At 62.8% G+C, this 4121-nt stretch carries 4 protein-coding genes; 2 read left to right on the top strand and 2 right to left on the bottom strand.

All coding sequences use genetic code 11. The features are described 5' to 3' along the window. Window positions 1-147: 147 nt before the first annotated feature. Window positions 148-858, bottom strand: a complete 711-nt coding sequence (locus JOZ76_RS26000; RefSeq protein WP_441300097.1) for a uracil-DNA glycosylase — start codon at window positions 856-858, stop codon at window positions 148-150. 219 nt (window positions 859-1077) lie between these two features. Then, window positions 1078-1710 carry a LabA-like NYN domain-containing protein gene (locus tag JOZ76_RS25995; RefSeq protein ID WP_291703502.1) on the bottom strand — a complete coding sequence of 211 codons (633 nt, stop codon included), beginning with the start codon at window positions 1708-1710 and terminating at the stop codon, window positions 1078-1080. Between the two features lie 339 nt (window positions 1711-2049). On the opposite strand from JOZ76_RS25995, the gene rpoZ reads away from it, so the two are divergent. Continuing rightward, window positions 2050-2442: a DNA-directed RNA polymerase subunit omega gene (gene rpoZ, locus JOZ76_RS25990; RefSeq protein WP_024512695.1), complete on the top strand. Its 393-nt coding sequence runs from the start codon at window positions 2050-2052 to the stop codon at window positions 2440-2442. A 222-nt stretch (window positions 2443-2664) separates the two neighbouring features. After that, a partial coding sequence (locus tag JOZ76_RS25985) for a RelA/SpoT family protein (protein WP_291703501.1) occupies window positions 2665-4121 on the top strand: 1457 nt, incomplete at its 3' end.

Below are 4121 nucleotides of genomic sequence, written 5' to 3'. Positions count from 1 at the left end.
CCGGCGACGTGCTGGCCTGGCTGAAAGAGAATCCGGCGCCGGTGTAGGGTGGGCAAAAGCGCTCTTGCGCTGTGCCCACCACCACCAGAATCCGATGCGGATAGATGGTGGGCACGCTTCGCTTTGCCCACCCTACATTTGTTCGGGTTAATCCAGATCCGCCTTCACGCGCGCGAAGACGCTGCGGAACATCTCGTCGGTCAGGACGCCCGTGTTGGTGTTGTAGCGTGAGCAGTGATAGCTGTCGTACAGCTTGAGCGGCCCGGCCTGATGCACCGCACCGTGGGCGAAGGGCGCCGCCGCCGCGCGCAAGGTCAGCACTTTCAGCAGCGTATCATGCGCGATGCGTCCGAGGGCGACGATCGCGCGCAGCCGCGGCATTGTCGCGATCGTCGCCGCGAGAAAGGACCGGCAGGTGTTGATCTCGGCCGGCAGCGGCTTGTTCTGCGGCGGCACGCAGCGCACCGCGTTGCTGATCCGGCAGTCGACCAGCGTCAGCCCATCGTCGGGCCGGGCTTCGTAAGTGCCTCGCGCGAAGCCGTATCGCAGCAGGGTCGCGTAGAGCAGGTCGCCGGCATAGTCGCCGGTGAACGGCCGCCCAGTGCGGTTGGCGCCCTGCATGCCTGGGGCGAGGCCAACGATCAAAAGCCGGGCGCCGGCATCGCCGAACGAGGGGACCGGGGAATTGAACCAGGTGGGTTCGCGACGGCGCGCCGCGTTACGGAAGTCCGCAAGGCGCGGGCAGAGTGGGCAGTCGCGCGACGGCGCGGTCACGCCCTCCGGCACGCCTGCCGTGTCATTGCGCTTGCGCTGCTGCCCCGTCACCGCCGCTGTCTCCGAAAAATCGGCTTTGGACATAACGGGGAGGCCGGCTGTTTGCAACCGAGGGAGCTGGTCTGACGTTCGCAGGCTGGTCGGCCGCAAGCTGGTACGAACGTCAGAGCCGGAACACCAGAGCGTTTTCGAGCGAAGTGGCCACCGGTTCGCGCGCAGAGACGCGTTAAAACAGAAAACTAGAGCTTCCGTTCCGATTCATCGAACCGGAAGCTCTGGCGAAATAGAAGCTGTCGAAAGGGCTCAATCGTCGAAATCGTCGTCGTCGGATCGCTGCGCCATCGCCGGGGTCGAGCGCTGCAGGAATTGCGGCGAGTGATGGCGTGGTTCGCGCGGCGCCGGACGCTCGGATGGATCGCGCCCGAGTTTTGACTGCAATTCCATCAGGTCGGTGAAGACGTCGGCCTGGCGGCGCAGCTCGTCGGCGATCATCGGCGGCTGGCTCGAGATCGTCGAGATCACGGTGACGCGCACGCCGCGACGCTGCATCGCCTCGACCAATGAGCGGAAATCGCCGTCGCCCGAGAACAGGATCATCTGGTCGATGTGCTCGGCGAGCTCCATCGCATCGACCGCGAGCTCGATGTCCATGTTGCCCTTGACCTTGCGGCGGCCCGAGGCGTCGATGAATTCCTTCGTCGCCTTGGTGACGACGGTGTAACCGTTGTAGTCGAGCCAATCGATCAGGGGACGGATGGACGAATACTCCTGATCCTCGATAATGGCCGTGTAATAGAACGCCCGCAGCAGCGTCCCCCGGCTTTGGAACTCCTTTAGCAAGCGCTTATAATCGATGTCGAAACCGAGCGTTTTGGCCGTCGCATAAAGGTTGGCGCCATCGATGAAGAGCGCAATCTTGTTGGAAGATGATGACATTCAATTCTCGCGTTGTGTTTGCTATCTGCTTTTTCTTGGCGCGGCGGCAGCCGCCCGCGCTTCTTTCAGTTGCTGCCTGCATCCGGATGGATCGGCCTCATCGGCCGCTAACGCGGCCGGGGATGGCTCGGCTCAATTAAGATATGTACGGCGGGGCCGCATTGAAGCGTTTTCTTGTCGAAAACCGTATTTTTCGGTTGTGGCCGCAGCCATCGGGTTACTCCGGCGAGAGGGTAGCGCCAAGGCCGAAAGCGCGAATTCGCCTTGCTTAATGTCTCCAGGCCCTATAACTAGCCACCATAATCCGCATTTTCAGTCCAGCAACCGGAGCGACAGTCGATGGCGCGCGTCACCGTGGAAGATTGTATTGATAAGGTCGACAACAGGTTTGATCTGGTGCTGCTTGCGGCGCACCGCGCCCGCATGATCTCGTCCGGATCACAACTCACAGTTGACCGTGACAACGACAAGAACCCGGTCGTCTCTCTGCGCGAGATCGCGGACTCGACGATCTCGCCCGAGGACCTCCGGGAGGAGCTCGTGCATTCCCTGCAGAAATTCGTCGAAGTCGACGAACCAGAACCCGATACCGTGCCTTTGATCGGCTCGGCGGGGGCCAGCGTCGATGCCGACGACACCGAGGTTGCGGTCGAGCGCATGACGGAGGAAGAGCTGCTGAAGGGCCTCGAGGGGCTCGCGCCCCCGGAGGAGCAGCCCGAGGAGGACGAGTGAGCCGCGTTTTCGGCCGCTCCCGAACCCGCATGCAAAGGCCCGGATCGTCTTCCGGGCCTTTTGCTTTTTGTTTTCATGGTTACCATGGCTATCTTTCCGGTGCCGACGCATCTGCCGCAAGGCCCCTGTCCTTGATGTGAATGGTGCGTCGCCGGATCAGCGGTAGAGTAGACAACGAAAAGACACGCGGTCCGTTCCGGAACCGCCGGCAAAGGCGATACGATGGCGTATTGGCGCAGGAGCCCGCCCCAGATGCAGGCCGCAACCGAAGAGGTTGCGGTGGTGCCGTCGTTCGCCCCGGTGAAGCCGTCCAAGCCGCCGCGCTCGCGCATGATGCGGCAATACGATCTGGTCGAGCGCGTCAGGTCGTACAACCCGGATACTAACGAGGACCTGCTCAACCGGGCATATGTCTACGCCATGAAGGCGCATGGCGCGCAGACGCGCGCCTCCGGCGATCCCTATTTCTCACATCCGCTCGAGGTTGCAGCGATCCTGACCAACCTCAAGCTTGACGATGCCACCATCGTGGCCGCGCTGCTGCACGACACCATCGAGGACACCGAGGCGACGCGCGCCGAGATCGACCAGATCTTTGGTGCCGAGATCGGCGCCCTGGTCGAGGGGCTCACCAAGCTGAAGCGGCTCGAGCTGGTGTCGCGGGAGGCCAAGCAGGCCGAGAACCTGCGAAAACTCCTGCTCGCGATTTCGGACGATGTGCGGGTGCTGCTGATCAAGCTCGCCGACCGCCTGCACAACATGCGCACCCTCGAATTCGTGGCGCCGGCCTCGCGGCAGCGCATCGCGGAGGAAACGCTCGACATCTATGCGCCGCTTGCCGGCCGGATGGGCATGCAGGAGATGCGTGAGGAGCTCGAGGAGCTGTCGTTCCGCACCCTCGATCCGGAAGCCTACAACGTGGTGACGCAGCGCCTCGATGCGCTCGCCGAACGCAACCGCAACCTGATCGGCGAGATCGAAAGCCAGCTCTCGACCAATTTCCGCAAGAACGGGCTGAACGCGCGCGTCTACGGCCGGCGCAAGAAGCCGTTTTCGATCTGGATCAAGATGGAGCGCAAGTCGATCGGCTTCGAGCAGCTCTCCGACATTTTTGGATTCCGCGTCGTAATGGACGGCATCGAGGCCTGCTACCGCGCGCTCGGCATCGTCCACACCACCTGGCCGGTGGTGCCCGGCCGCTTCAAGGACTATATCTCGACGCCGAAGCAGAATGACTATCGCTCGATCCACACCACCGTGATCGGGCCGGGCAAGCAGCGCGTCGAGCTGCAGATCCGCACCGAGGAAATGGACCGGATCGCCGAGTTCGGCATTGCCGCGCACGTCCTCTACAAGGAGGGGGCCGGCTCGCCGACCGAACTCTTGAAGCGCGAGTCCAACGCTTTTGCCTGGCTGCGCAACACCGTCGCGATCCTGTCGGAGGGTGCCAACCCCGAAGAGTTCCTCGAGCACACCAAGCTCGAGTTGTTCCACGACCAGGTGTTCTGCTTCACCCCTAAGGGCAAGCTGATCGCACTGCCGCGCCACGCCAATGTGATCGACTTCGCCTATGCCGTTCATACCGACGTCGGCAACAGCGCGGTCGGCTGCAAGATCAACGGCAAGTTCGCGCCGCTGTCCTCGGAGCTGCAGAACGGCGACGAGGTGGAGGTGCTGAC

Origin of the sequence: Bradyrhizobium sp., assembly GCF_019244115.1 — a bacterium.
Lineage (GTDB): Bacteria > Pseudomonadota > Alphaproteobacteria > Rhizobiales > Xanthobacteraceae > Bradyrhizobium.
The sequence above is the reverse complement of the archived record's forward strand: the minus strand, read 5'-3'. Positions and strand labels throughout refer to the sequence as shown.